This window comes from Oligella sp. HMSC09E12 (genome assembly GCF_001808505.1).
Taxonomy (GTDB): Bacteria; Pseudomonadota; Gammaproteobacteria; order Burkholderiales; family Burkholderiaceae_B; genus Oligella; species Oligella urethralis.
In genome coordinates this window covers 14,666-41,394 of record NZ_KV793524.1, presented here as the reverse complement: position 1 = coordinate 41,394, position 26,729 = coordinate 14,666, and the positions used below count along the sequence as shown (strand labels likewise).

General features: G+C 46.9%; 27 protein-coding genes and 1 tRNA gene. 18 read left to right on the top strand and 10 right to left on the bottom strand.

The annotated features are described in order from the left end of the window. Positions 1-35 precede the first annotated feature (35 nt). From HMPREF3179_RS01850 to HMPREF3179_RS01795, 12 genes are all read left to right on the top strand, one after another. Complete coding sequence (locus HMPREF3179_RS01850) at positions 36-788, top strand: hypothetical protein (protein ID WP_018026937.1); 753 nt, start codon at positions 36-38, stop codon at positions 786-788. A 65-nt stretch (positions 789-853) separates the two neighbouring features. Beyond that, positions 854-1,354 carry a hypothetical protein gene (locus HMPREF3179_RS01845; RefSeq protein ID WP_018026938.1) on the top strand — a complete coding sequence of 167 codons (501 nt, stop codon included), beginning with the start codon at positions 854-856 and terminating at the stop codon, positions 1,352-1,354. A 15-nt stretch (positions 1,355-1,369) separates the two neighbouring features. Further along, positions 1,370-1,918, top strand: a complete 549-nt coding sequence (locus HMPREF3179_RS01840) for a hypothetical protein (protein WP_018026939.1) — start codon at positions 1,370-1,372, stop codon at positions 1,916-1,918. 75 nt (positions 1,919-1,993) lie between these two features. After that, positions 1,994-2,593, top strand: coding sequence for a hypothetical protein (locus HMPREF3179_RS01835; RefSeq protein ID WP_048767066.1), 600 nt, complete (start codon positions 1,994-1,996; stop codon positions 2,591-2,593). Positions 2,594-2,720: 127 nt separating this feature from the next. After that, positions 2,721-3,482, top strand: a complete 762-nt coding sequence (locus HMPREF3179_RS01830; RefSeq protein WP_070469449.1) for a TSUP family transporter — start codon at positions 2,721-2,723, stop codon at positions 3,480-3,482. An 83-nt stretch (positions 3,483-3,565) separates the two neighbouring features. Then, complete coding sequence (rnr, locus tag HMPREF3179_RS01825) at positions 3,566-6,055, top strand: ribonuclease R (RefSeq protein ID WP_102705381.1); 2,490 nt, start codon at positions 3,566-3,568, stop codon at positions 6,053-6,055. A 21-nt stretch (positions 6,056-6,076) separates the two neighbouring features. Continuing rightward, positions 6,077-6,814: a 23S rRNA (guanosine(2251)-2'-O)-methyltransferase RlmB gene (gene rlmB, locus HMPREF3179_RS01820; protein WP_018026943.1), complete on the top strand. Its 738-nt coding sequence runs from the start codon at positions 6,077-6,079 to the stop codon at positions 6,812-6,814. Positions 6,815-6,909: 95 nt separating this feature from the next. After that, a complete protein-coding gene (locus HMPREF3179_RS01815) occupies positions 6,910-8,151 on the top strand; it encodes a cystathionine gamma-synthase family protein (protein WP_070469447.1) in 1,242 nt (413 codons plus the stop codon). Between the two features lie 239 nt (positions 8,152-8,390). Beyond that, the gene (locus HMPREF3179_RS01810; protein ID WP_018026945.1) at positions 8,391-8,681 is read left to right on the top strand and encodes an HU family DNA-binding protein; all 291 of its coding nucleotides are present in this window, start codon (positions 8,391-8,393) and stop codon (positions 8,679-8,681) included. 199 nt (positions 8,682-8,880) lie between these two features. Then, positions 8,881-8,956, top strand: a tRNA-Val gene (locus HMPREF3179_RS01805). 216 nt (positions 8,957-9,172) lie between these two features. Beyond that, on the top strand, positions 9,173-9,838 hold the full coding sequence (locus HMPREF3179_RS01800) for a response regulator (RefSeq protein WP_070469446.1): 666 nt from the start codon (positions 9,173-9,175) through the stop codon (positions 9,836-9,838). Positions 9,839-9,844: 6 nt separating this feature from the next. Continuing rightward, positions 9,845-10,951 (top strand): sensor histidine kinase, encoded by a 1,107-nt coding sequence (locus HMPREF3179_RS01795; protein ID WP_083290669.1) that lies wholly within the window; start codon positions 9,845-9,847, stop codon positions 10,949-10,951. 54 nt (positions 10,952-11,005) lie between these two features. Here the strand turns inward: HMPREF3179_RS01795 and argF are convergent, their stop codons facing one another. From argF to lpxK, 8 genes are all read right to left on the bottom strand, one after another. Continuing rightward, positions 11,006-11,971 carry an ornithine carbamoyltransferase gene (gene argF / locus HMPREF3179_RS01790; RefSeq protein WP_070469445.1) on the bottom strand — a complete coding sequence of 322 codons (966 nt, stop codon included), beginning with the start codon at positions 11,969-11,971 and terminating at the stop codon, positions 11,006-11,008. Positions 11,972-12,157: 186 nt separating this feature from the next. Further along, a complete protein-coding gene (gene rpsT / locus HMPREF3179_RS01785) occupies positions 12,158-12,424 on the bottom strand; it encodes a 30S ribosomal protein S20 (RefSeq protein WP_018026949.1) in 267 nt (88 codons plus the stop codon). 226 nt (positions 12,425-12,650) lie between these two features. Further along, complete coding sequence (gene murJ / locus HMPREF3179_RS01780; RefSeq protein ID WP_070469444.1) at positions 12,651-14,252, bottom strand: murein biosynthesis integral membrane protein MurJ; 1,602 nt, start codon at positions 14,250-14,252, stop codon at positions 12,651-12,653. After that, entirely contained in the window at positions 14,252-15,010 is a 759-nt protein-coding gene (locus HMPREF3179_RS01775; RefSeq protein ID WP_070469443.1) for a 3-hydroxyacyl-CoA dehydrogenase, read from the bottom strand. The genes murJ and HMPREF3179_RS01775 overlap by 1 nt, the downstream gene beginning before the upstream one ends. A 99-nt stretch (positions 15,011-15,109) precedes the next feature. Then, a complete protein-coding gene (gene adk / locus HMPREF3179_RS01770) occupies positions 15,110-15,772 on the bottom strand; it encodes an adenylate kinase (protein ID WP_018026952.1) in 663 nt (220 codons plus the stop codon). Positions 15,773-15,874: 102 nt separating this feature from the next. Then, entirely contained in the window at positions 15,875-16,648 is a 774-nt protein-coding gene (kdsB, locus tag HMPREF3179_RS01765) for a 3-deoxy-manno-octulosonate cytidylyltransferase (protein ID WP_070469442.1), read from the bottom strand. A 21-nt stretch (positions 16,649-16,669) separates the two neighbouring features. Continuing rightward, positions 16,670-16,849, bottom strand: coding sequence for a Trm112 family protein (locus HMPREF3179_RS01760; RefSeq protein ID WP_018026954.1), 180 nt, complete (start codon positions 16,847-16,849; stop codon positions 16,670-16,672). A 39-nt stretch (positions 16,850-16,888) separates the two neighbouring features. Further along, positions 16,889-17,956, bottom strand: a complete 1,068-nt coding sequence (gene lpxK, locus HMPREF3179_RS01755; protein WP_070469441.1) for a tetraacyldisaccharide 4'-kinase — start codon at positions 17,954-17,956, stop codon at positions 16,889-16,891. Positions 17,957-18,687: 731 nt separating this feature from the next. On the opposite strand from lpxK, the gene xseA reads away from it, so the two are divergent. From xseA to yddG, 3 genes are all read left to right on the top strand, one after another. Then, a complete protein-coding gene (gene xseA / locus HMPREF3179_RS01750; protein WP_070469440.1) occupies positions 18,688-20,085 on the top strand; it encodes an exodeoxyribonuclease VII large subunit in 1,398 nt (465 codons plus the stop codon). 3 nt (positions 20,086-20,088) lie between these two features. Next, on the top strand, positions 20,089-20,670 hold the full coding sequence (sodB, locus tag HMPREF3179_RS01745) for a superoxide dismutase [Fe] (protein WP_018026957.1): 582 nt from the start codon (positions 20,089-20,091) through the stop codon (positions 20,668-20,670). 120 nt (positions 20,671-20,790) lie between these two features. Then, positions 20,791-21,747, top strand: a complete 957-nt coding sequence (yddG, locus tag HMPREF3179_RS01740) for an aromatic amino acid DMT transporter YddG (protein WP_141743415.1) — start codon at positions 20,791-20,793, stop codon at positions 21,745-21,747. Here yddG and HMPREF3179_RS01735 read toward each other — a convergent pair. After that, positions 21,742-22,119: a hypothetical protein gene (locus HMPREF3179_RS01735; RefSeq protein ID WP_018026959.1), complete on the bottom strand. Its 378-nt coding sequence runs from the start codon at positions 22,117-22,119 to the stop codon at positions 21,742-21,744. The genes yddG and HMPREF3179_RS01735 overlap by 6 nt on opposite strands. A gap of 36 nt (positions 22,120-22,155) precedes the next feature. After that, on the bottom strand, positions 22,156-22,617 hold the full coding sequence (locus HMPREF3179_RS01730; RefSeq protein ID WP_070469438.1) for a DUF192 domain-containing protein: 462 nt from the start codon (positions 22,615-22,617) through the stop codon (positions 22,156-22,158). A 162-nt stretch (positions 22,618-22,779) separates the two neighbouring features. Between HMPREF3179_RS01730 and clpS the strand changes: the two genes are divergently transcribed. The 3 genes from clpS (at position 22,780) to HMPREF3179_RS01715 (ending at position 26,719) form a co-directional block, all read left to right on the top strand. Continuing rightward, on the top strand, positions 22,780-23,088 hold the full coding sequence (clpS, locus tag HMPREF3179_RS01725) for an ATP-dependent Clp protease adapter ClpS (RefSeq protein ID WP_018026961.1): 309 nt from the start codon (positions 22,780-22,782) through the stop codon (positions 23,086-23,088). Between the two features lie 61 nt (positions 23,089-23,149). Further along, the gene (gene clpA, locus HMPREF3179_RS01720) at positions 23,150-25,459 is read left to right on the top strand and encodes an ATP-dependent Clp protease ATP-binding subunit ClpA (protein ID WP_070469437.1); all 2,310 of its coding nucleotides are present in this window, start codon (positions 23,150-23,152) and stop codon (positions 25,457-25,459) included. Positions 25,460-25,573: 114 nt separating this feature from the next. After that, positions 25,574-26,719, top strand: a complete 1,146-nt coding sequence (locus HMPREF3179_RS01715; protein WP_070469452.1) for an ABC transporter substrate-binding protein — start codon at positions 25,574-25,576, stop codon at positions 26,717-26,719. Positions 26,720-26,729: the final 10 nt, after the last annotated feature.

Sequence of the window (26,729 nt, the reverse complement as noted above, 5' to 3'; positions counted from 1 at the left end):
ACTTTCGGGCTGTGTTAAGAATGGGGTAGGTTCAAATGGATTGTGTTGTTACTGCATTGATTTATCTATTCAACCGATGGTGGCTACTCGCTATCATTGCGATGCCATTGGCTTATTTTATTTTTTATAAAAGATCGGGCAGTCCATCCCTTTTGGCACTCAGTGTGTTTTCTTTCTTAGGTCTTATCATTGTGTTGTCTTTTTTTCTCAGCGGGGTATTGTCGGCGCCAGTGATTCATCATTTTGGGAAGTTGGGTATTGGCTACGTCACCGCTTCAGAGAAGACGATGTTTTTCTCAGCAACGTATAAGAATTACTCCTCTGTTAGTGCAAGACTTGAGGCTTTGGATGGTGAGACCCAGCAAATTCGTTATTGGGATATGCGTTGGCGCGTGTATCCGGTCTTTGAGGGTTACGGCATACCGACGGGTAAGGAGTCATTTTTTGTGGCGAAATACATGCCTATAAAGCCCAGTGAATTTGTGTTTATTGCTAAGTTTAGCGAAGGTGATAAAAAGCGCTATTGCCCTCAAATAAAGGACGAACTAGCTAAGATACTGCAAGAAAGAAAGCTTGTAGATCAGGAGGTTCAGCACCTGCAGCAGAGTTTATTTGGGAGTTTATCGGAAGAAGAGACAGACGCTAGGCTGCGTAAAATTCGTCGCGCCAAGGATTTGGATGAGGCTGAGCAACGCTTTAAAGCCTTATCGGAAAAACGAGATTATCTGTGGTTAAAGCGTGATTATTTAGAAAGGCTACTGTATGGCGATAATTTTTGTGAAGAATGAGGTAGTGTGGTAACCATCCTCTAGATAAAACAGCTTTTACATTGTCCCTAGCATAGGAGCGTGATTTGTCTTTTGTAGCATCGCTCATTGTTTTTTTAATTAAACAGATTTGGCCATTTGTTATTATTGGCTTGCTTGTGGGTTTTTGGGCGACGATGCGTTTTCAACCATCGATCCAGCAGCCGCCAGCTGAACAAAAGAGGCTGAAAAGACTGCGAGCATTTTTTCAGTCATGGGTAGTCGTGTTGCCAAGCGTAGTTTATTTGCTAGGCTCATATATTAGTAATCCTTTGATTTATTACACGGGCATAGAGGCAAGCGCTAAAGTGATCTCTCAAGAGCAAACAAGGACATTGCGTAATTACGAGCGAGTCCTGCAAATGAACGTGGTGTTTGTGAGGGCGGATGGCGAATTGCAAAGGAGCTCTTTTAGAACTGATGAGTTTAACCTCTACCCTAAAGATGGTCCTGCCGTTTATCCTAGGCCAGGTGAAGAATTTAAGGTGAGGTACCTGCCTAAGATACCGCGTTATTTTGTTATTCTAAATACGCTACCGATTCGGTGATCATACAATCGCAACATGTTCCAATCTATTTTACAATCGTTGATCTGGGCTATTGATAAAGTATGGCCAGTGCCGATCCTGGTTCTTATTAGCTATTTATTATGGCATGTCATACGTGTCGCCTTATATTCCACCTTGCCCATCCTGAATAAAAATCGTGGGCGCTTGTTGAGGCCAGAGTTAAGTGATATTTGCTCTGTTTTTTGGTGGATCATACCCCTATGCCTTTGTTTTGTCTGCGTATTATGCTCCCTTTTATTGGTAGAAAACACGGTGGTACGTGCGGTTAGTCGCTTGGGCCAAGCGACTAAAGCAACGGTGATTAAGCGTGAAGTGGCAGATGTTGAGGTCAATTATCAACCCACTGACAGGCTCACATTGAGTTATACCACCGCCGATCAGCAAGTGGTTGAGAGTAGTTATTTGTCCTCGTCTTATCGCTATTATCCAATTCGAGAAGTCTATCGTTTACCCGTTGAAGGGAGTGTGATCGATATTAAGTATTTGCCATATAGACTGTCTGTGTTTATTATTTTGCAAGCCAATGAGTTCAATCAAGAGTAGGGAGCAAGAAGCCCGGTGATGCCCCAAGCAATTCATAACAAGTAGCAGTAGCGTATTTTAGGACCTTAAGTCATCATGAAAATTCTATCCATAGCGATTATTTGGGCGCTTTATAAAGTCTGGCCTTTATTTATAGTTATTGTGCTGGCATTAGTTATTGTGAATCGGCTAGCACCGCCTCCTAAGCGCCACGCCATGACCGTAGTTGTTGGCTTTTTGTTGCTTGTGCTGTGTGTAGTGTCAGCATTTTTTTTGCGACCAATGATTGTGGGCTTTTTAACCAATTATTATGGTGAGGTGGCGCAGGGCAAGGTGGTTTCAAGTGCTGGGCTTAGTCGTATCCATAATGAGCAACGCGTTTTTAGAAGTCATATTATTTATAAAACGGTGGATGGTCAATTGATTGAGACCTTTTTTGATAGTGATGATTTTAATTTCTATCCTTTCCGCAATTCGGTACGCTACCCGGCGGTGGGTCAAGAATTTAGCTTAAAGTATATTCCGGAGCTACCACAATATGTGATTATTTTGAGGGATGAGAAGAAGGAGCAATGCGAGAAATTGCGTCTTAAACTGTATGAGCTACAAAATAAATTGCAGTTTGCGCCGGGTAATGCCGACTTTTTACGTGAAATTCAGGAGCTGCTTGCGCAAATTGAGGTTCAAGGCTGTTAACGGCGGTTTTGAGACTCAACTTAGGTCGTTTAGATTTCTTTGTTTTGCCTAAAAAATCCCCGCTTGCTGAGTTGCCAAGCATTACAATAGGAGCTTTTATTAGCTCCTTTTTTCGTGAGTCATCGCAATGGATTTTGTCTTGTCGTGGGAAGTGCTATTGCTGTTGTTTGCATTAGCAATGCTTGCTGGTTTTGTGGATACTTTGGCCGGTGGGGGTGGCTTAATTACCGTGCCGGTATTATTGTTAAGCGGCTTGCCACCAATTCATGCCTTAGCGACGAATAAAATTCAAAGTGCTTTCGGGACCATGGTGGCCACTGGCAATATGCTGCGCAGTCGCTTAATCCAGTTTGAGACGATTCGATTCCCTTTTATGATGTCCTTAATCGGCTCCGCATTGGGTACCTTATTGGTGCAACAGCTGAATGTGGCGGTGCTGGATATTGTGATTCCTATCGTGCTGGTATTGATTGGATTGTATTTTTTATTAGCCAAAGGGGCGGGTGCAGTTGAGCGTAAACCACGCATGGCAGAAAGGCCATTTAATCTGTCGGTGGTGCCTATCATCGGCTTTTATGATGGTTTATTCGGTCCTGGCACTGGCTCGTTTTTCTCCTTGGCAAATGTCGCCCTGCGCGGTGAAAAAATTATTCAGGCCACTGCTCGCGCTAAGGCCTTTAACTTTGCCAGTAATATTGCTTCGGCGGTGGTGTTTATTGTTGGCGGTAAGGTGGTGTGGTCGGTCGGCATTGCGATGATGATAGGTCAAGTGATTGGAGCAACCTTAGGCTCCAAGGTGATGATTAGTCATGGCGCCAAAATCATTCGCCCCATTATTGTGAGCGTCTGCTTTTTGATGGTGCTACGCTATTTATGGGATAAATTCTGATTTTCTCAGTTTTACAATGGCTTAGCACGCTACTGCGGTCGCTTTTCCCTTATGATAGATAGTATCTTTAAATTAGCACAAGGATGATTGTGAGTAATCGCAAAGCAGATTTAGACGCCGAAATCCCTTTATTACTGATACCGGGCGATCAGGCCTCTGCCTATGATCCGGATGTACCAAGCCGTGAGGATATTCTGGCGTATTTTAGAGCGCATACTGATGGCCTTGCCTTAGATGATTTGACAGCGCACTTTAGGGTCGAGCGCGAAGCCACGTTGATTGGTCTGAAGCGTCGCTTGACGGCAATGGCACGTGACGGTCAGTTAATCACCCGTGCCGGTGTTTGGCATATGGTCAAATCCAATCCGGCCATTTTAGAAGGTAGGATTCAAGGTCACCGTGACGGTTTCGGCTTTTTTATACCGGACAACCCAGAGTTGCCGGATATTTTTTTACCACCCATTGAAATGCGCAAGGTATTGCACGGTGATCGGGTGCGTGTTAATCCCACGGGCAACTATAAGGGTAAGTTAGAGGGCAGTATTGTTGAGGTGTTGGAGCGTGGCACCACTGCCTTAGTGGGACGATTGCTGCACGAGGACGGTGGTTATGTGGTGGTGCCCGAGGATCGTCGCATTAAGCATGATGTGTATATTGCGCCCGGTGATTTAGGCGGTGCGGTGCATGGTCAGGTCGTGAGTTGTGAAATTATCCGTCAACCGAGTCGCCACTTGCCACCGCAGGGCAAAATCACTGAGATACTCGGAGAGATAGATGACCCCGGTATGGAGATTGAGATTGCGGTGCGTAAATTTGATGTGCCGCATCAATTTAGTGAAGCGACTTTAGCCGAAGCAGCTAAACTACCGACGCGGGTGATGGCGGCCGATCTGCAGGGGCGGGTAGACTTGCGTGAGGTGCCATTTTTTACCATTGACGGTGAGGATGCACGTGATTTTGACGATGCTGTGTATGGTGAGCTAACGGAGATTCCTAGCGGTCGTGGCAGCAAGCAGGCATGGCGTTTATTAGTCGCCATTGCCGACGTGTCGCATTATGTTAAACCAGATCATCCTATTGATGAGGATGCCTTGGAGCGGGGTACTAGTGTGTATTTTCCGCGCCGAGTGATACCAATGCTCCCCGAAAGTTTGTCTAACGGCATCTGCTCTTTAAATCCGCATGAGGATCGTTTGGTCTTAGTGTGTGACATGATCGTGCATGCCAGCGGTGCGCATGCGGGCACGGTGCAGGGGTATCAGTTTTATCCGGCGGTGATTTGCTCACACGCTCGTACCACCTATACCCAGGTCTGGAATATGATTCAGCAGCCAGATGGACCGACGGCTAGGGAGTTTGCCGAGATCAAAGAACAGGTGCTACAGCTGTATGAGTTATATCAGCTGTTTGCGCAGCAACGAGTGAATCGTGGCGCCATGGATTTTGATACGGTGGAGACGCAAATTATCTGCAATGAGATGGGTAAGATTGAGCAGATTGTGCCCTTACATCGCAATCATGCGCACCGGATGATTGAGGAGTTTATGTTGGCGGCCAACACCTGCGCTGCTGATTTTCTGACGCGTCATAAGCGCTTGGGTCTTTATCGCGTGCATGAGAGCTCAACACCTGAAAAACTAGGTCAATTACGTGAGTATCTGCGTGCTTTGGGATTGCATTTGGGCGGTGGTGATGAGCCAAGTAGCTTGGATTTTTCAGCCCTCTTGGCTAAAGCCAAGGAGCGTGAGGATTATGAAGTGATCCAAACCATGATTATGCGCTCCATGTCGCAGGCGATTTATACCCCAGAAAACTCTGGTCATTTTGGCTTAGCTTATAGCGATTATGCGCATTTTACTTCGCCGATCCGACGCTATCCGGATTTGTTGAATCATCGGGTGATTAAGGCGACCTTAAATCGTCGCAAATACACTCCCAAGGCAGACGGCGTTGTGCGCGCTAAGGGTGAACCGCTCAAAGAGTATGAGTTCAGTGTGTGGGATCGTTTAGGGGTGGTGCTGTCGGCGCATGAGCGTCGTGCAGATGAGGCTTCCTATGATGTGCAGGCCTGGTTAAAGTGCTGGTATGTGCGTGAGCATATCGGTGGCGTCTTTAGTGGCAAGGTCACCGGTGTCACCAGTTTTGGTTTATTTGTGACCTTGGATAGTTTGTATGTTGAAGGCTTAGTGCATATTTCTGAATTGGGTTCTGAGTACTTCCAATATAATGAGGCGATGCACGAGTTACGGGGTGAGCGTACGGGTAAGCGTTATCGCTTAACGGATGAAGTACATGTGCAAATTAGTCGGGTTGATTTGGAGGCTAGACGCATTGATTTTAGCTTGGTTAAAAACCCCCTAAGCTACGAGGCGGTGCAGCGCGAGATTCAACGAGGCGGTGAGGAACCGAGTCGACGCTATAAAAAACCCGCCAAGCCTAAACCCGAAGCATTGCGTGGCACAACGGCTAAGCAACGGCGTGAGGCACAACGCCAAGCGGCTAAGAAAAAAGCCGCCGCTGCTCGTAGTAAAAGCAGTAAAAGTAGTAAGAAGTCCGGCCGAAAATCACGTTAACTTTGATATCAATTAATCTACATGAGTGAAACACATATTTTGGCGGGCTTCCATGCGGTACAAGCCCGCTTACGTCATCATCCAGAATCCATTAAGGAAGTGTATTTTGATCAAAAGCGTCGCGATAAGCGCATGCAACAATTAGTGGATCGGGCGCAGTCGGCTGGTGCAGAATTAGTGCCGCTAAGCGCTGATGCGCTCAATGACTTAGCCAAGGGGATGCGTCATCAGGGCGTCGTCGCTTTGGCAACGCCCAGTCCCTTAGCGGTGACGGTGGATGAAGTACTGGACGTGCTAGATGAGCCGGCCTTGTTATTAATTTTAGATGGTGTCACCGATCCGCACAATTTAGGCGCCTGCTTACGAACGGCGGATGCGGCCGGTGTGCATGCGGTGATTGCTCCCAAAGACCGTGCCGTTGGCTTAAATGCCACGGTGAGACGGGTTGCTTGCGGTGCTGCGGAGACCGTACCCTACATCACGGTGACTAATTTAGTGCGTACCATGCGTGCTTTAAAGGAGCGCGATGTGTGGTTAGTCGGCACCTCCGATCAGGCTGAGGGTGATTTGCACTCAATCGATGCTAGGCGTGCTATGGCGTGGGTGATGGGCGCTGAAGGTGAGGGTATGCGTCGTTTAACTCAAGAAACTTGTGATGAGCTGGTGAGTATCCCGATGGCGGGCACGGTAGAAAGTTTAAATGTCAGTGTTGCCAGTGCGGTTTGTCTTTATGAGACCGTGCGTCAGCGCAAGCCATAGTCTATATAAACTGCGGTTATAAGTTTATTAGCCCTAAATAAAAAAAATATTGAATAATACTAGGATTTAGCAGTCGATTAAATCCCGAGATAGTGATGGAAAAATACGGATTAAGCACGGAAATCGTGCATGCAGAGCGTCGTCAACAGATTGAAAACGGTGCTGTTCACAAAGCCATTTATACCTCCAGTCAATACGCCTATGACGATGCCAATGATTTGGTAGCGGTATTCCAAGGTCAACCAGGTTTTTCCTATGCGCGTCAGGGTACACCCACCACGGCCAGCTTAGAAAAAGTGATTAATCAGATGGAAGCCGGTGCAGGTACTTGCACCTTTGCTACGGGGATGGCCGCACTAAGCGCGGTATTTTTTACCTTGTTAAAGGCTGGTGATCATCTGATCAGCAGTCAGTTCATTTTTGGTAATACCAATAGTCTGTTAATCAGTCTGGCTCGCTTAGGGGTTGAGGTGACGCATGTGGACGGCCGTGATGTGGAGCAGGTTAGAGCCGCTATCCGTCCTAATACTCGCATGGTGTTTATGGAAACTATCGCTAACCCCGGTACGCAGTTGGTTGATTTGGCGGCGATTGGTGATTTATGCGAGGAGCATAAGCTCTTGTATTTAATAGACAACACCATGACCACACCGTATTTGCTTAAGGGCAGGGATGTGAAAGCAGGTCTAGTGGTGAATTCGCTCTCGAAAATGATTTGTGGCCATGCGAATGCGCTCGGTGGGGCTGTGACCAGCACCGGTCTTTTTGATTGGAGCGAGTATGACAATATCTATGATGACTATAAAAAGGGTGACCCAAGGGCTTGGGGCTTGATACAGGTACGTAAAAAGGGGCTTCGTGATATGGGGGCGACCCTCAGTGCTGATGCGGCACATCGTATCGCTGTGGGGGCGGAGACCTTTGAGCTAAGAATGCAAAAAAGCTGTGCCAATGCCTTGGCTTTAGCGCATTTCTTAGAGCAACATCCGGGCGTGGTGTCCGTCAGCTATCCAGGTTTAGCCTCACATCCGCAACATGCACGCGCTAAGGCCTTATTTGGTGATAAAGGCTATGGTACCTTATTAGCTTTTGAATTAGCAGAGGGTATTGATTGTATTGATTTTCTGAATCGATTAGATATCGTGTTGTTGGCAACACATTTGGGTGATACCCGTACATTAAGTTTACCCGTGGCCAAAACGATTTATCACGAAATGGGGCCTCAAAAACGTAAAGCGATGGGAATTGCCGACGGTTTACTTAGGGTTTCGGTGGGTATTGAAAATGAAAGTGATTTAATTGGTGATTTTGCGCAAGCTTTGGATTATTATAGCTAGTAGAGCAATCAATAATCGCTTACTATAAGGGTGGGGATATGGCGATGATGAGCGTTTTTTGAGTGATATGATTCAGATTTACCATATTCTGCGGTTGTTAGGGAAGTTTAGATGTTATTTTTCTTGACAACTCTCTGAATTCTAGCGATTATAGAGCTAGTGGCGCGGTAGGCATTAGTATTGCTGTCGCATCTTTTTACTATTTTTTTATAATATTAATGATATAAGGGGTTACCTGAATGAATAAGACAGAGTTAATCGAAGCAATCGCTAACGAAGCTGAAATTTCTAAAGCAGCTGCAGGCCGTGCATTAGATGCCATGATCAATCAAGTTAAAGCGAGCTTACAAGCGGGTGAGGCTGTTACTTTAATTGGTTTCGGTACATTTGATACTTCTGTTCGTGCAGCACGTACTGGCCGTAATCCACAAACCGGCGCTGAGATTAAAATCGCTGAGGCCGTTGTGCCTAAATTCCGTCCGGGTAAAGCACTTAAGGATGCGGTTAACAGCAAGAAGAAGAAAAAGTAATTTTTAAGAATTACTTTACTAAAAGCTCGATAGGTTTATCGGGCTTTTTTAATGTCAATTTATGGTAAATAGCGTTGTAAATAGTTAACTATATTGTTGCTTTTTTGCCATTTAATCCATAGAAAATCATTTTTTAGAAAAAAGGGCTTGCATAAAATAAAAAACCTACCTATAATTATATCTTTAGTTCAGCACTGATGGGTGCTTAGCTCAGTTGGTAGAGCGGCGCCCTTACAAGGCGTAGGTCACAGGTTCGACCCCTGTAGCACCCACCATCTATTCCATCAAGTGCCCCGTCATTGCAGCCATAGCGCTGCTTTTTTTGTGTCCATTTGATTTGTCCCTTGAGCATTGCTTGGCTTATTTTGTGGCAAGTGTCAAGTCATGCAATTACTCGCCTTATAAGGTGGCGCCAAACAAATTCAGCCCTCCTTCGGAATTTTTTCCTGTCATAAGCGTATAATCAACTAAGCAATCAATAAGGAAAGATTATGCGATTATTACTGGTCGAAGATGATGTTTTCTTAGGTAGTTCCCTAAGTGAATTTCTTGCTCGTGAGGGCTATGAGGTGGATTGGGCTCAACGCGGTAGTGAGGCATTGGAGCGGATGCGGCAAGCGACTTATCCATTGGTTATCTTGGATTTGAATTTGCCCGATATGAGTGGCTTAGAGGTGCTGCGCATGATTCGTCGTGACAAAATGCAGATGTTCGTGATGAGTTTGACTGCGCGTGATACCTTGCATGACCGAGTCGAGGGTTTAGATGCGGGGGCGGATGATTACCTCACCAAGCCATTCGAGTTACAGGAGCTAGCGGCACGGCTACGAGCCTTAAGTCGTCGCGCCGAAGGGCAGCTGACGGATGTGTTGAGCGTCGGTGAGTTGACACTGGATTTAAAGCATCGTGAGGTGCTGTATAGAGGGGCGCATTTAACACTTTCGGCACGTGAATTTGCACTATTAGAGCGTTTGATGGCCAGAGCTGGGCATGTGGTGACGAAGCAGCAAATGGTGCAGTCTTTATCGGCGGCTGACGGTGAAATCAGTGATAATGCCATTGAGGTTTATGTATATCGCTTGCGTAAGCGTCTAGAAGATGTCAATGTCGAGATTCATACAATTCGTGGTTTTGGTTATTTGCTCGACGTCCAGTGATGATTGATGATGTCTAAACCCATCAAAAAAAGTTTTGCCGACAAAGCCAAGCGACTGTGGTTTTTATATCGACATGATAGCCTTTTTAGTCGTTTAATTAAAACCCTCGCCAAAAGTTTAGTGGTGGTGGTTGTGCTGGATTGGTTTTTGACTTGGTCCTTTGTGCGTGCGATATCTGTACGCACGATGGATGATAATAATTTGCTCTTATTAGTCCTAAGCGGTCAGTTATTTTTATTCATTATCGGTGCAGCAGCAGTCACTTATTTTGTGCGACAAGCCCTAGCCATCATTGACGATTTGGGGGTGCAGTTATCGCAGCGTAGTCAGGATGATTTATCACCGATTGAGGTGGCGGATTTGCCCTATGAGCTAAAGCCATTGGCCACTCGTACTAATTTACTGCTGGCGGATCTGCAGGAGGTGCTACAGGCACAACGGCGTTTTGTCTATCAGGCTTCGCATCAATTTCGTACGCCCTTAACTGCCTTGCGGATGGAGTCGGAGCTGATGCTTAGTCAGAATTACGACGAGGAGGTGCGAGAGCGTGCCGAGCGTATCCATCAAATTTCAGATCGTCTAATTCATTTAGGTCAGCAGCTCTTAGTGCTAGCCAAGGCCGATTCTGGTCAGCATATTAAGGACAGCTTTATTGAGGTCGACTTAAGTCAATGGGCCTTAGACGTGGGTTCTAGTTGGGTGCCTAAAATGCGTAAAGCGGGCATGGCATTGCAATTTGAGGGGCCTAGTGATGGTCTGCCGGTTATGGTCAAAGTGGATCCCATGTTGTTAGAGGAGCTGCTGAGTAATTTACTGGATAATGCTTTAAAGTATGCCAGCAATGCCAAGTTGGTGACGATCAGCGTTATGTCTCAGCCGCCACGTTTAGTGCTTGAGGATGACGGCATTGGCATCAAGGCGGGTGATGAGCATGTGGCCTTTGAATTGTTTTATCGGGGTAATGATAACGATGCCTCCGGTTCAGGCTTAGGGCTTGCGATAGTGCAGGAAATTGCGCGGGCTCATGGCGCTGAGCTACGTTTGGAAACGCGTCCGCAATTTGATGGTACCCGCTTTACGATTGAGTTTCCAAATAGTAAAAAGCCTCATTAAATCGCTTAATGAGGCTTAGCAGTGATGGTGCCTTGAGTGGCTTATCTGAGGGATTTAAGAAGCTTGGGTAGCCTCTTCCTCCTCATCTAAACGACCGAGTAATAAAAACTCCATCAAGGCTTTCTGTGCGTGCATACGATTTTCAGCCTCATCCCACACCACGCTTTGTGGACCATCGATCACGGTAGCTGTGACCTCCTCACCGCGATGGGCCGGTAAGCAGTGCATAAAGAGTGCGTCAGGTTTGGCGCGTGACATCATTTCACGGTTTACCTGCCAATCGGCAAAGGCACGACGACGAATCTCATTTTCCTCCTCATAGCCCATACTGGTCCAAACGTCAGTGGTGACTAGATCCGCATCCTTACATGCATCGAGTGGATTATCAAACTCCTGATAATACTGCTGTGGAATATTTTGAATACGTGCAGGGTCTAATTGATAACCGCGTGGGGCCGAGATATGCAGTTTAAAGTTAAGCATATGTGCGGCTTGTAACCAGGTGTAGGCCATGTTGTTGGCATCACCAATCCAAGTGACAATCTTACCCTCAATATCGCCGCGCTTTTCAATGTAGGTCAGCACATCGGCCAGAATCTGGCAAGGGTGATATTCATTGGTCAGGCCATTAATGACGGGGACGCGTGAGTGATGGGCAAAACGCTCTAAACGCTCTTGGCCAAAGGTACGAATCATCACTAAATCGACCATGCGTGAAACCACTCTGGCAGTATCCTCAATCGGCTCTGAGCGACCAAGTTGTGAGTCGGAAGAGGTTAGATTAATCACCATACCGCCTAGCTGGTACATGCCCGCCTCAAAAGAAACGCGAGTGCGGGTACTGGCCTTTTCAAAGACCATCGCCAAGGTACGGTCATACAGTGGCATATGCGGCTCATAGCGCTTAAACTTATTCTTAATAATTTGTGCACGCTTGAGAACATATTTAAGCTCGTCCAAGCTGAGGTCGGTTAATTGTAGAAAATGGCGAATCGTACTTTTACTTTGATTTGAGCTCATGATTTACATATCTCTCAATAGTCATAATCGTAAAGCTTAACATAAAGAGCACAGCTTTTTCTACGAAAAATGCAGGCGCTTAAACTAAATTTTGGGGGCGATTTAAAGCAACTTAATGTGGGTTGAAAAAGAAAAAGGCGCATCGGTCTGATGCGCCATTCGGAAGAAGAGAAGGCTTAGAATCTCTTAGGCAGAGATAGCCTTAATTGCTGCTGATAAGCGGCTTTTCTGACGAGCTGCTTTGTTTTTGTGAATGATGTTTTTATCAGCAACACGGTCGATAATGCTAGTGGCCTTAACAAAGGCTTCATTTGCCTTGGCCTGATCGCCGCTTTCGATAGCTTGACGTACGCGCTTGATAGCAGTGCGCATCATAGAGCGTAAGCTAGAGTTATGTTTGTTGCGCGCATCAGCTTGGCGTGCGCGCTTACGAGCTTGATTAGTATTTGCCATAGTAGTAAAACTTTCCTAGAAATCTTCTCTTCGTGAGTAAATAAAATGCTTGCGTGGCAAAAGGACGTACCACTGCCAAAGATAATTATTGTTGTGCTAACGGTAAGCTATAAATTTTAGCATAGCACAGGATAATTTCAATTAAATGGAGCCATTTCTGCTAATTAATTGCTTTTTTAGCTTTTTTGTAGGGATAAGGGCACAAAAACTCCTGCTTTGCTTTAGATTATCGCTTCAGAAAATCTCGCACTCTGAATCCACTCAGCAATAAGGTCGCAAAGTAAATCGCTACGCAGCATAGTAATACTAAGGCTAATATCACTAAGCGCCACAGCACAAAGCTATTTTGAGCGGCTAACGGCCATTGCTGACTAAGATAGTAAATCAGACCGTGACTGCTGTCTTGCTCCCAACTAATCACATGGCCACAGGCTACGAGCCAGAGCGCCATGAGTAGTAGCGCAGGTAGTAAGCGCAAAAAGAAGCTGAGCCAAGCGCCACTTGGTTGATAAATATTGCGTTTACGTAAGCCACGATAGAGCAAAAAAGCATTAAGTGTCGCACCCAAACCGATAGAAAGTGCTAAGCCACTATGCTGTAACAAAGGCACTAACACTAAATTCATTGCTTGCGTCATAACTAACACCAACACGGCGATTTTAACGGGCGTGCGAATATCTTGCTTAGCGTAAAAGCCAGGGGCTAGGATTTTGACCGCTAAAATCCCTAAAATACCAAAGCCGTAGGCGATGACAGCCTTTTGCGTTTGAGCCACATCGGTACTGCTAAAAGCGCCATAGTTAAATAAGGCGGCCACTAAACCGTCACTCAGTAAGGCAAGGCCCAGCATGCAGGGTAAACCAAGTAAACAAATTAAACGTAAGCCCCAGTCCATCAATTGACTGTAGCGTTGATGGTCTTCATTAGCATGGGCAGCCGCCAGATTAGGCAGTAGCACAGTGCCTAAGGCAATGCCTAGGAGGGCTGTGGGAAATTCCATCAGGCGATCGGCAAAGGAGAGCCAACTGACACTGCCGCCCGGTAACCAGGTGGCGATATTGGTATTAATCAGGAGGGAAAGCTGCGCTACCGAAACGCCGATGGTGGCTGGCCCCATCAGCTTGATAATGCGGCGCACCGTGCTATTTTGCCAAGCCGCTTTAAAGTTTAAACCGGGGCGTGGTAGCATGTCGATTCTTGCGAGTGCTAGCCACTGTGTGCCAAGCTGCAGCACGCCACCAATCATCACCCCTACGGCGAGGGCATAAATCGGTAAGGCAAGGTGCTCGACCAGTAAAAGCGCAGCACCGATCATGGAGAGATTTAATAAAATCGGTGTAAAGGCCGGTATCGCAAATTTGCGCCAAGTATTTAGTACCCCAGAAGCCAAGGCCACCAGGGACATACAAAAGATGTAAGGGAACATCACCCGTGTCATCCAAATTGCCGCCGCATAAGGCTCGCCACCATCACGTGCAATACCGCTTGCCATCAAGGTAACAATCAACGGCGCAAAAATTGCCCCTAAGATGCTAATCAGGAGAAGCGTAGCGCCTAGAATTAAGCTCACGTGATTAAGTAAACCTTTGACTTCAGCCTCACTGTACTGCTCCTTATAAGCCCCTAAAATCGGTACAAAGGCCTGTGAAAAAGCCCCTTCGGCAAAGAGGCGACGGAGCAGATTGGGGATTCTAAAAGCGACCCAGAAAGCATCGGTTAAGGCACTGGCACCGAAAGCACGCGCAATAATAATGTCGCGTGCCAGCCCGGTAATGCGTGATAAAAAGGTTAAGCCACTAATGGTGGCGGCAGATTTGAAAAGACTCATTATTTAGGTTGTAAGCGTATCGCACCGTCAAGACGAATGGTCTCACCGTTAATCATCTCATTCGTAATGATGGCTTGCACTAATTTGGCAAAGTCCTCTGGTTGACCGAGGCGAGATGGAAAGGGGATATCCGCAGCCAGTGCATCCTGCACCTCTTGCGGCATACCGTAAAGCATCGGTGTGCCCATAATGCCGGGGGCAATGGTCACGCAGCGGACGCCATGACGTGCCATATCGCGAGCAATGGGTAGGGTCATGGCTACCACCGCACCTTTAGAGGCAGCATAAGCCGCTTGGCCAATTTGTCCTTCATAGGCGGCCACTGAGGCAGTATTAATCAAGACACCGCGTTCGCCGGTGTCCAGTGGCTCATTATCCACCATACTAGCAGCTACTAAACGGATCATATTAAAGCTGCCGATAAGATTGATGTTAATGACTTTTTGGAAGGTTGCCAGATCATGCGGGCCGTTACGACCGACCACACGCGCTGCCGGCGCAATGCCTGCGCAATTAATTAAACCGTAGAGTGGACCTAATTCGAGCGCAGCATCAACGGCGGCCTGCGCATCGTCTGCCTGAGTAACATCGCAGTGAAGATAGCGCTGGCCGAGTTCCTGGGCCAAGGCTTCGCCTGCGGCGTCATTCAGATCGGCGATCAGCACCTTGGCGCCCTGTTGGCTTAGCATCTTGACTGTACCTGCACCTAGACCTGAGGCGCCACCAGTGACGATAAAGACTTTATCCTTAATATCCATGAGTTGTCTCCATTGTTTTGCAAAAAATAATAGCGGTAAAAGGCAACAAATGCTGTTTGCCTAATCCGCTATCATCTCTTTCTTATGAAAAATGAATAATTACTTGCCGCCTTTTAGGGCGTCCATAATTTGCTTGGTGATCTCTTCTACCTGACCCACACCCTTGATACGCACGTATTTAGGGGCTTTAGGGTCGGCCTCAGCAGCCCACTGAGAATAGTAGTCGACCAGAGGGCGGGTTTGCTTTTGGTAAACCTCTAAACGATTGCGAACGGTCTCTTCTTTGTCGTCATCACGCTGAACTAAAGGCTCACCGCTCACATCATCCACACCCTCAGTTTTGGGTGGATTAAAACGAATATGATAAGAACGACCGCTTGCAGGGTGAATCCGGCGACCGCTCATGCGCTCAATAATATCCTCGGCAGGGACATCAATCTCAACCACAAAGTCTAGATCAATGCCGGACTCCTTAAGCGCATCTGCTTGAGGGATCGTGCGCGGGAAACCGTCAAATAAATAGCCGTTTTTACAGTCGTCCTGCTGTAAGCGCTCCTTGACCAGACCGATAATAATATCGTCAGAGACTAAATCGCCTCGATCCATCACCTCCTTGGCGGCGATGCCTAATGGCGTCTGATTCTTGATAGCGGCTCTTAACATATCGCCGGTAGAGATTTGGGGAATGTTGAATTCCTGAGTAATAAAATTGGCCTGTGTGCCTTTACCAGCGCCCGGAGGGCCTAATAAAATAATACGCATGGTTTTTCCTCTACTTATATAATTATAATTGCATCAAAAGCATATGCTTCAACCTAAGTTTAATTGAAGTCCTTCATCAAGGTTGCTATCTGTCTCAAGATATTAAAAAAATTTACGAACGATTTCAAGATCCTCTGCGCTATCCACGCCCGGTGCGGGTGCGGAATCGGTGAGCATGACTTGGATTTTATAGCCGTGCTCTAGGGCTCTTAATTGCTCCAAGGACTCAAGTTGTTCTAAAGGGCCTTGGCTTAAGCTAGGAAACGCACTCAGAAAATGGGCACGATAGGCATATAAACCGATGTGATGATAGGCTTGCATCTGCTCAGGCAAGCGCTTAGGTTCCGTGTTAAAGCTATCGCGTGCCCAAGGAATCGGCGCACGAGAAAAGTATAAGGCCTCAGCAGTTTGCGTTAATACCACCTTAACCACGTTGGGATTAAATAGCTTCTCAAGTTGTTGGATTGGGTAGGCAGCAGTGGCAATGGCTGCCGCTGGAGAGGCAGCTAGCGTGGTCGCTACTTGATTAATCAGCCTTGGTTCAATTAAGGGCTCATCGCCCTGTACATTCACCACTATCGTGTCGGAGCTAAGCTTTAATTGCTGTACTACCTCGGCCAGCCGATCGGTGCCAGAGGGGTGCGCTGCACTGGTCATCAAGGCTTGAAAGCCATGGGCAGTGACGACCTCAAAAATGGCCTCATCATCGGTTGCTACATAGACGGCTTTGGCCGCTGAGGCTTCAGCACGGCGTACCGTATGGACCACCATCGGGGTGCCGGCAATATCGACCAACATCTTGCCAGGTAGACGACTTGAGGCGGCACGTGCGGGCACGACGGCAATAAAATCGGGCTGTTGCTTGGCTAAGCTCATGGCGCTATGGTCTAACTATAACTACTTCGATTTCAGTGTAGCGCTATCAATCGCACGCTCGGGTAGCAAAATAGGCAGCCCATTTTCGATAGGGTAGGCCTTGCCATTTTTATCACAAATTAGGTAGTTGCGATCCTCGCTTAGGCGTAGCGGTGCTTTGGCAATAGGGCAAAGCAATTTTTTAGTAATTAGTTCGTGCATTTTTTTAATTGATTCAACAAATAGAGGCTTAAGTATAAGTCAATTCTGAATCAGTTGCTCAACCCTATCAAAGAATTTGCTATCTGAAAATTCTGCGCGCACTTTTAAAAACCAAAAACGGGCATCGGCAAAGTCGCGACATTTGATGGCATCCTTTTCCGTCATTAGAATAATTTCTTCTTGTATTCCACTAAAATCCGCCGCGCTAAAGGCATGATGGTCAGGAAAAGCGAGTTGCTTTTGCATAGGGATTTGCAGTTCTTTTAAGCTGTTAAAAAAACGTTGTGGATTACCAATACCGGCTAAGGCAGCGATAGGGCGGTGTTGGAACTGCGCTTGCCACGCTGCGACGGCGATGGATTCACCGCTTTGCAGATTGATCATGTCGGTCGGACTTAAGTGCATCGCTAGCTGATAAGGCTTAGTCGTTGAGCTTGAGCTGGCACTGGGTGCGAGTTTGTGGTTGCGATTGGTGATAATAAAATCGACTTCAGCAAGCTTGTCGGCAGATTCTCTTAATGGACCCGCAGGTAAAAGACGACCATTGCCAATGCCACGCTCATCCTGCAGCAGGATTTCTACGTCACGATGCAAGGCGAGATGTTGTAAGCCATCGTCAGCAATAATCACATCAGTCTGGGGGTAGTGGGCGAGTAGGGCTGCAATTGCCAAAGCGCGTTTAGGGTGCACGGCAATGGGCGCATATTGCGCGAGCAGCGCCGGTTCATCACCAATAAGCTCGGCTTTAGCATGAGGGCCAGCGGCGACCCTAGCATCCTTGCCAATGCTTACCCCATACCCGCGGGAGATAATGCCAGGCACTCGACCTTTGCTTTTTAGGGCTTCTGTCAGGGCTGCCACGACTGGCGTTTTACCCGTGCCGCCAACGTAGATGTTGCCCACGACAATCACGGGGCAGGGCGCCTGATAAACACGCAAATAGCCTGTTTGATAGAGTCGCTTTCTAAGCTTTTGAAGCGCGCCGTTGAGCGCTGCCAGGGGAAGTAGGGCTGTACTCAATGCACCACCACTTTGCCACTGCGCCTGCAAGCGCGTGCTGAGCGTGTTGTTCGATTGGCTTTTGCTGGTGTAAGAATGCGTTTTCATTGGACAATCAATTAGCTAGGGAACTTACCCACAAAAGCTGTGGATAACTTTGTGAATAAATCACAAGATGTCTGTTATTATACGTAGCCTAGCGATGATTGTTCAATTACTGGGCAAAATCTCAAAAATGGAATTTACCATTTAAAATCAATAGCTTGTGATGGTTTTATTAAGCGAAGCTTGAGGAGCTTGCTGTAAACTAGCTGTTTCTTGATAAAAAACAGACATTCTCTTAGCTTGTGGACAACTTCAAATAATTTTTAGAAAAAAGCGTTGATACTACCGAATAAAATCGCATCAAGCAATCGCTATAATTAATTTTCAAAAAAATCCTCCATCTCATCATTTTTTAAGAATTCTTGTAAGATAGTAGAAGCCAAATAGGGGTGAAGTTTGAGGATGTACGTGTAAGTGCTTAGTTTCATGAGCGCTTTTGGGATTTGATTTTGTAAAAATCATTAATCCACAAAAAATGTGGATAACTTTGTGAATAACTTAGCGAGTATCCGTAGTTATACGTATCCTCAGGGCAGTTGCTTAAAAAGGGCGCAATATTTTTGAAATATTAATATACCTTATTTTTCAATAGTTTATGGGGATTTATTAAGGTATTAAATTAGAATTGAGCGCTAAGGAATCAATTTTTTCTGTGTTAAACCACTATTTTCGCAGTTGTGGAAAAGTAATTGTCTTTTTTAATAAACGAGTGGATTTTTGCGTAATTATTTGCTATGGACTTGGAAAAAGTACTTTCTGTTACAGAATTAAGTCATCTGATTAGTCAAACCTTGGAGTATCAACTACCCCTATTCCGGGTGGAAGGCGAAATCTCTCAAATCACCAAAGCCTCTTCAGGGCATTATTACTTTTCGATAAAAGATGAGTTCAGTGCTATGAATGCAGTGATGTTTCGCGGGCGTGCGATGGCCTTGGATTTTCAGCCGAAACAGGGGGATATGGTTGAGCTCAAAGGCAAGTTGTCTTTATTTGCGGCCAGAGGCTCTTTGCAAATTCAGGTCGACGAGATGCGGCGCGCGGGTCTAGGCACGCTCTTTGAGCGCTATCTGCAGATACTGGAAAAGCTTAAAAAAGAGGGCTTATTTGATGAAGATCGTAAACTCGCCATTCCCGCCTATCCTCGGCGAGTGGGCATTATTACATCTTTGCAGGCCGCAGCCTTACACGATGTACTAACCGCGTTAAGGCGTCGAGCGCCGCAATTTCAAGTGACGATTTATCCTAGTTTGGTGCAGGGGGCAGAGGCGGTTGATGCGCTGATGCGTGCCTTAACGCAGGCTGAATTACGTCAGGAAGTGGATGTGATTTTACTGGTGCGGGGTGGTGGTAGTTTAGAAGATCTATGGTGCTTTAATGATGAGCGCCTTGCGCGTATGATAGCCGCTTGTACGATACCGATTGTGAGCGGGGTAGGGCATGAGACGGATGTGACTATTGCGGACTATGTGGCCGACTTACGTGCGGCAACGCCCACGGCGGCGGCTGAGCTTATTAGTAAAGCGGCCTATACCTTACCAGCGATCTTAAAGGATTATCATCAGCGGATTGGTCGGGTGATGCTGCAGCTGCTAGCTGAGCGACAAGCTCGTTTTGATGAATTGCAGCCACGTTTAAATCGTCATATGGAACGTATTTTGCTAGATAAAAGCTTGCGTTATGATGAGTTACAGCAGCGTTTAGTGGCACCGCAACGTTTATTGACGCAATATGATGCACAACGCCTACAAATGCAACAAGCGTTGCAACGTCAATGGCTTAATTTATTTACAAATAAACACAAGCTATTGGAGGGGTTATGTTTGCGTTTAGCATCTAGAAAGCCTAATATAGAAGTAGAGTGCGATCGCTTAAGCCAGTGGCGGGAGCGACTCCATCGAGCCGTTGCGCAGCAATTAAAAACTCATCAACAAGTATTTGAGCAACAACGTCAGCTGTTGCATAATATGAATCCGAAGCAGGTTTTGCAGCGCGGATTTTCCATTGTGTATGATGCTGAGGGACAGGTAGTCCGAGATGCGGATCAATTGCGCGTTGATGATGAGCTTCAGTTAGAGTTTGCCAGCGGTCGTGCTGCAGTACATGTCAAATCATTAAATTTTAAGGAGCAATGATTTATGAGTAACTTTACTTTACCTCCATTACCCTATGAGATGAACGCTTTAGAGCCCCACATTTCTAAGGAGACACTTGAGTACCATTACGGTAAGCACCACCAAACCTATGTGACTAACTTAAATAATCAGGTACCTGGTACTGAGTTTGAGGGTAAATCGCTAGAGGAGATCGTTAAGTCTTCAAGTGGTGGTATTTTTAATAACGCAGCTCAGGTATGGAATCACACCTTCTACTGGAACTGCTTATCGCCTAATGGCGGTGGTCAGCCTAGCGGTGCTTTATTAGATGCGATTAATGCTAAGTGGGGCAGTTACGATGCCTTCGTTGAGAAGTTTAACGCTTCTGCTGCGGGTAACTTTGGTTCAGGTTGGACCTGGTTAGTGAAAAAGTCTGACGGTACAGTTGATATTGTGAATACTAGCAATGCCGGTACGCCTTTAACCACGGACGATAAGCCCTTACTTACCTGTGATGTGTGGGAGCACGCTTACTACATCGATACGCGTAACTCTCGTCCTGAGTACTTAAAGAACTTCTGGGCACTTGTTAACTGGAAATTTGCTGAGGAAAACTTCGCTTAATTGCTAGCTTAGTTTACGTCTTTCGCAAGGCGCCTTAACTGTCTACCAGTTGGGGCGCTTTTTGCTGTGCTTATCTTGCGGCTCTTATATCGCGACTTTTTATGCCGCCAATCATTCAACATCATGAGTACAAATAAAGCGACTTTAATCGGTCTTGTGGCTATTTTTCTCTGGAGCTCAATCGTCGGCCTAATTCGTAGCGTCAGTGAGTATATGGGTGCTACCGGTGGGGCCGCCATGATTTATACGGTTGCTTCGGTGTTATTGCTGTGCTCTGTGGGTTTTGTGCGGCTAAAGGACTTTCCTAAGCGCTATTTGGTTTGGGGAAGCGTGTTATTTGTGGCCTATGAGCTGTGCCTGGCTTTGTCCATTGGCTATGCCTCAAATGCCATACAAGCGATTGAGGTGGGGATGGTGAATTATTTATGGCCCACCTTTACCATTGTGGCAGCGATCCTATTTAATCGTCAGCGAGCCAATCTCTTAATTATCCCCGGTTTTTTAATTTCAATCTTAGGCATCTTCTGGGTTTTGGGGGCTGAGCATGGCGTCGATTTTTACCGCATGCTGAGTAATATTCAGACGAATCCCTTAAGCTACGGTTTAGCTTTTTTAGGCACATTGATTTGGTCGGCTTATTGTGTGGTGACGGCAAGAATGGCGCAGGGGCATAATGGTATTACGCTCTTTTTTATGCTGGTGGCGCTCAGTTTGTGGCTTAAATACGGGCTAGAGGCGAACCAAACCATTCACTTTAGCACTGAGGCATTGATTTATTTGATATTGGCTGCCATTGCCATGGGTTTTGGTTATGCTGCATGGAATGTGGGTATTTTATACGGTAATGTCACTATTCTTGCGGGCGCTTCCTACTTTATCCCTGTGTTATCGGCTGCCTTGTCGATGGTGCTATTACGTACACCGCTCTCATGGACCTTTTGGCAAGGGGCGATCATGGTGTGCTTGGGGGCGATTTTATGCTGGTTAGCTACCGGTGCAGGCAAAAAATCATCGCCATGTCGCGCTGAGGCGCCGGATGAGGGCGAGGCCTCATCCGGATCAAGTCGATGTTTATAAACACGCTCGAATGACATCATTAATTGCAGGCACCACAGGCTCACGCTGAAATACCTTGAGGTGCGCATGAATGGCGCCTTGACCATGGGTGGGGAGGGCAATTTCAATGATGGCTTGTGGTTGATTGCTGTCTGGGCTAGGTACCGCACCGCTCCAAATATCGGTTGTGCGAGGACGTACATAAGCGCTTTGCTGATAGGCTTTGAGCTTGTCATTTAAGCACATGGCTAGGACTTCAGGTACTTTGTCGGTGCCTTGATCGAAGGTACGTACATACGTTTCATTGCCCACAGTCTGGGTACCGAATGAGCCACACGCCGTGAGTAATAAGCCGCTAGCTAAGGCAACTGCCGGTAATAATCGTTTTTTCATAAATATCATGCTCCAAATCGTAAAAATACAGTGCCCCTAAGGCACAATGCCTTCCACGCGCTGCCCCACCTGAATCTGATGACGCTCAAACCAGCCCTGATTTACCTCTAAGGCAAATTGTGCCGGTGCAGTGGAGCAAACACTACGCTCATCAAGCGCTTGCATATCGAAAATCTCAATAATAGTGGCATCTTTATCCAGATAAGCAATGCTAAGCGGGATGTAGGTATTACGCATCCAAAAGCAGAGGCGCTCTGCTTGCTCAAACACAAAGAGCATACCGCGCTCCTCCGCCATAACATGGCGATGCATTAAACCACGTTGACGGCTTTGATTGGTAGCGGCAATCTCCACTTCTAAGGTACTGTTGCCAAGCCGTAGCAGTTGCGTTGGTAGTTGAGGCGCTGACTCAGTAGTGGCAGCTTGGCTTGTGGCTGGCATCAGCACGCTAGCCAGCATTAGACTAAGACTAAAGAAGAGGGGTTTAATATATCGCATTGACCGCCGACCTATTCCTTTGTAAATTAATCCTAAGTTCAACCACAGGACTTGAATTATTCGTGTTTAGACTTCATTTTAAACATCGTATTAAGATAATAGACTACTCTAGTATTTATCGCTTGTTAATTATCGGTGCCGATTTGATTTTTAATTTAAAAAATGTCGACCAATACAGAAATTTATCACGCAGCTAAAAAGCAAAAAGCCAAGCTTAAGCCACCTTCTTTTTATCAGGTTTTGATGCATAACGACGATTACACCACCACGGATTTTGTGGTGGAGGTGTTACAGCGGTTTTTTGCCTTAGATATTGAGCGTGCGGTAGCCATTATGCTTAAAGTACATCATGAGGGGAAGGCAGTGTGTGGCGTCTTTAGCCGTGATATTGCCATGACCAAGGTTGAATTGGTTAGGGATTATGCTAGGCAGCATGAGTATCCCTTGCGTTGCAGCTGTGAACCGGTTTAAATAAACGAGTAGCATAGTCAGTAGGTAGCCCTACGTCGACTCAATTTACAGAGGTATATATATGATTTCCCAAGAACTCGAAGTGACGATTCACCTAGCCTTTGTCTCGGCTCGTACGCAACGTCATGAGTTCGTGACAGTTGAGCATTTGCTACTGGCCTTATTGGATAATAATGAGGCGCTTGAGGCTTTGCACGCTTGCCACGCCAATATCCCTTTATTGCAAAAGCAATTACGCAGCTTTATTGAGGATAATACACCCACGCTACCCGAGGGGGATAGCACGGATGCGCAGCCTACGCTTGGCTTTCAGCGGGTGATTCAACGAGCGGTGATGCATGTCAATGCGGTCCAGGGCTCTGCCGCCGATAAAACCAGACGTCAGGTCACCGGAGCGCATATTTTGGTGTCTTTGTTTTCTGAAAAGGATGCGCATGCGGTTTATTTCTTGCAAGAGCAGGAGATTAATCGCATTGATATTATCGAGTTCCTCTCGCACGGACAAAGCAAGGATAAAGCGAGCAAGGATCCGGCATCACAGGCCAATGCGCAGGAGGGAGCGGGGGCAGCTGAGGAGGAACAAAGCACGCCCTTGCAGCAGTGGGCGGTTGATTTAAACGAGCTGGCCGAGCAGGGTAAGCTGGATCCGGTATTGGGGCGTGAGCATGAACTCGATAGAGTGGTGCAGGTGCTATGTCGTCGTCGCAAGAATAATCCGCTCCTCGTGGGTGAGGCTGGCGTCGGTAAAACTGCCATTGCCGAGGGCTTGGCACAACGTATTGTCGCTGCCAAGGTACCCGAGATTTTAAAAAGCGCCAAAATTTACTCGCTTGATATGGGTTCCTTGCTTGCTGGCACTAAGTACCGCGGTGATTTTGAGCAACGTATTAAGTCTTTGCTCAAGCAATTAGAGACGATTGATAATTCTATACTCTTTATTGACGAGATTCACACCATGATTGGTGCCGGTTCGACCTCTGGTAGCACCATGGATGCCAGTAATTTACTTAAACCCGCCTTGTCTTCAGGTAAGTTGCGCTGTATGGGTGCGACTACGTACAAGGAGTATCGCGGTATCTTTGCAAAGGATCACGCCTTATCACGCCGCTTCCAAAAAGTTGACGTGGTTGAGCCTACACCTGAGGAAACCATTGATATTCTCAAGGGCTTAAAAACACGCTTTGAGGATTATCACGAAATTCGTTATAGCCAAGCAGCGATTGAAGCGGCGGTGGAGTTATCCGTGCGCTATTTAAATGATCGCTTTTTACCGGATAAAGCCATTGATGTGTTGGATGAAGCCGGTGCCGCTCAGCGTCTATTGCCTAAATCACGCCAGAAAAAGCTCTTAGGTAAGGCCGAGGTGGAAGCCACGATCGCTAGCATGGCACGAATTCCGGTGGCTGCTGTTTCTAATGATGAGCGAGCGAAGTTGCAGGGCTTGGAGTCCGAGCTTAAATCGACGATTTTTGGTCAGGACGATGCAATTGTGGCCCTGGTTTCAGCAATGAAGATGGCGCACTCGGGTTTAGGTAGAGAGGATAAACCAATTGGTTCATTTCTATTTAGCGGCCCAACCGGTGTGGGTAAGACTGAGGTGACTAAGCAACTCGCTCAGAGTTTAGGCATTGAGCTGATACGTTTCGATATGTCTGAGTATATGGAAGCACATGCGGTATCACGCTTAATCGGTGCGCCTCCGGGCTATGTGGGCTACGATGATGGGGGTTTATTAACCGAGCAGATTAATAAGCATCCACACAGCGTGCTGCTACTTGATGAGATAGAAAAAGCCCATCCAGCCATTTACAACATCCTATTGCAAGTGATGGATCACGGTACCTTGACTGACACCAATGGTCGCAAGGCCGATTTCCGTAATGTGGTGATTGTGATGACGACTAACGCCGGTGCGCAGCATCTTAGTAAACGCAGTATCGGTTTTGCCGAGAGCTCGCAGCAGGGTGATGAGATGCAGGAGATTAATCGCACCTTTACGCCGGAGTTCCGTAATCGTTTAGATGCCATTATTTCCTTTGCGCCGCTAGACCGTGACATTATTTTGCGGGTGGTTGATAAGTTCTTAATTGAGCTTGAGCAGCAGTTACGCTTAAAGCAGGTTGAGGTGGTGTTTAGTGATCGATTGCGAGAGTATTTGGCGCAGCATGGCTTTGACCCGCAAATGGGGGCTCGTCCAATGCACCGCCTGATTCAGGATAAGATCCGCCGCGCCTTGGCTGATGAGTTGCTTTTTGGTCATCTGGCAAATGGCGGTTATGTCAGCGTGGATATTGATGAGGAGGCCAAGGTCTTGCTTGATTTTGAGCAGCCCAAAGTCAAACGACGCAAAAAGGTCGAAGTCGTCGATTAGTAGAGGCGTTTAGAAGCTACCCGGTTATTTGTTTTAGGGCATCTAACCGGGTATTTTTGTTTTTAAAGGCTTATAATTTCTATCTATTCAACTATTTTAATTTTGTCTTATACCATGAAAAAACAATTCATTAGCACGCTCTTAGCATTCAGCCTAGCTGGCGCCGTCAATGCAGAGGTGGTCGTTGGGGTGACTGTCTCCAGCACGGGTCCAGCGGCTGCCATCGGTATTCAATCGCATAATGCGATTAAATTATGGCCTGACACCCTAGGGGGTGAAGCGGCGCGTTATATTGTGTTGGATGATGCGACGGACGTAAGTAAGGCGGTGCGCAATGTACGCAAACTGACGTCTGAAGATGGTATTGACTTACTGGTAGGGCCTAATATTACCGCTGGTGCCTTGGCTATTTTAGATGTGCTGGTGGAGACTAAAACCCCGATGATTTCTTTGGTTGGCTCTGGTTCCGTGGTGCAGCCGGTGAATGAAGGCGGGCGTGAGTGGGCCTACAAAATGTCGCAAAATGATAATCTCATGGCCCAAGCCTTGGTTGAGGATATGCAAAAGCGCGGCTTTAAAACCATTGGTTATATTGGCTACGCTGATGCCTATGGCGATAGTTGGTGGCGTGAGTTTTCCGCAGCAGCCGATGGTAAGCTTGAAATTGTTGCTCGAGAAACTTATCAGCGTACTGATAGCAGTACCATGGGACAGGTGTTAAAGTTGCTCAGCGCTAAGCCAGATGCGATTTTGATTGCCGGTGCTGGTACGCCCACAGTGTTGCCGCAAAAAACCTTAAAAGAGCGTGGTTATGAGGGTCAAATTTATCAAACACATGGTATTGCCACACCTGAATTTTTGCAGGTAGGTGGTGCCGCGGTTGAGGGTACCTTATTCCCTACTGGCCCCAGTGTGGTGGCCCGTACGCTACCGGACGAGCATCCAGCAAAGCAAAAGGCCTTAGACTTTGCTGAAACATACGAGGCAAGCTATGGTGAGGGTACCGCGACGCAGTTTTCCAGCGACGCGTGGGGCGCGTGGGTGCTAGCGGATTCCGCTGTGGCACGCACCTTGGCCGAGGGATTAAAGCCTGGTACCACAGCTTTCCGTGAGGCCTTACGTCAACAGTTAGAGCAGACTAAGGATTTAATTGTACCCACTGGTGTGTTAAATGTGACGCCACAGGACCATCAGGGTTTTGATGCACGTGCAGTGGTGATGGGCCAGGTCAAAGACGGTAAATTCGTGTACGCCGAATAGCTCATTCGAC